Below are 1,355 nucleotides of genomic sequence, written 5' to 3' on the forward strand. Positions count from 1 at the left end.
GGAATCACTGGCGGTGATGATTATGCAGCGATGGGGCAAGTATTAGAACGCCGATATTCAAAACAACTTGATGTCGACAAAATCCCAGACATTATCTTTATTGATGGGGGCAAAGGGCAGTTAAACCGAGCATTGGAAATTATTAGCCAATATTGGGGAGATTGGCCTAAGCAGCCAAGGCTATTGGGTATAGCGAAAGGGGTAACGCGTAAGCCAGGTTTAGAAACCCTAATAACCACTGAGGGTGAAGAATTCCACTTGCCGAGTGATGCACCTGCATTGCACTTAATGCAACACATACGAGATGAAAGTCACAACCATGCGATTGCCGGTCACAGAGCAAAGCGTGGAAAAACGCGTCGAACCAGTTCACTTGAAGGTATAGAAGGTGTAGGGCCAAAGCGTCGTCAGGCTTTGTTGAAGTATATGGGAGGATTGCAAGAATTAAAGCGTGCAACTGTTGAAGAAATAGCCAAAGTGCCGGGTGTGAGTCATTCTTTGGCAGAAAACATTTATCAAGCATTGAAACAATAGCAAAAATCCCGCAACATAAACGCGCAATGAATAAGAGCTTTAAAAATATGCGTTTTAATATTCCCAATATTTTGTCTTTACTACGACTTTTTCTCATTCCGGTTTTCGTCGTAGCGTTTTATCTTCCCTATTCGTGGGCGCCTTTTGCTGCCGCAATGATTTTTTGGGTTGCTGGCTTTACCGATTGGTTAGATGGCATGTTAGCTCGAAAATTAGGGCAAACATCTCGTTTTGGTGCGTTTATAGACCCTGTTGCCGATAAAGTGTTGGTGGCGACGGCACTTATCCTTATCACCGATGACTACCACACCATTTGGATTACCATTCCAGCAGTGACCATGATTGCCAGAGAAATCATTATCTCTGCATTACGTGAGTGGATGGCTGAAATCGGTAAACGAGCGAGTGTCGCAGTTTCCTGGATTGGTAAAGTGAAAACAGGCTTTCAGATGTTTGCGCTCTGGGTCCTGATATGGCAACACGATGATTGGATGGTTTGGCTAGGTTATGCGGCAATTTATATTGCGATGATTCTGACATTCTGGTCAATGATTCAGTACTTGATGGCCGCCAAAGACGATTTGTTAAGCGAAGAACATCAATGAAAAAACGGGCGTTAGCCCGTTTTTTATTAGCAGTCCATTTTCAACAGTTTAGATCTGATTTTATGACGATTTGTGGTGATTAAAACACCCAATATACCTTGTATTGAGTGCAAATTAGCCAAACGATTTAAAAATCAAAAAATAGGGTTGACTCAAACGACTGAATCCGTAGAATGCATCCCGTACCCAAAAGGAACGCAGTCAAATGCGAGCCAA

General features: G+C 43.0%; 2 protein-coding genes. Both read left to right on the forward strand.

Annotation, left to right across the window (positions count from 1 at the left end):
• Positions 1-534 (forward strand): helix-hairpin-helix domain-containing protein (locus ACP45E_RS22395; protein WP_241824382.1); only part of this gene is annotated, 534 nt, incomplete at its 5' end.
• Between the two features lie 47 nt (positions 535-581).
• On the forward strand, positions 582-1,139 hold the full coding sequence (pgsA, locus tag ACP45E_RS22400) for a CDP-diacylglycerol--glycerol-3-phosphate 3-phosphatidyltransferase (RefSeq protein WP_017033559.1): 558 nt from the start codon (positions 582-584) through the stop codon (positions 1,137-1,139).
• The last annotated feature ends 216 nt before the right edge of the window (positions 1,140-1,355 follow it).

The sequence above is a fragment of the Vibrio genomosp. F10 str. 9ZD137 genome (assembly GCF_049974785.1).
Taxonomy (GTDB): Bacteria; Pseudomonadota; Gammaproteobacteria; order Enterobacterales; family Vibrionaceae; genus Vibrio.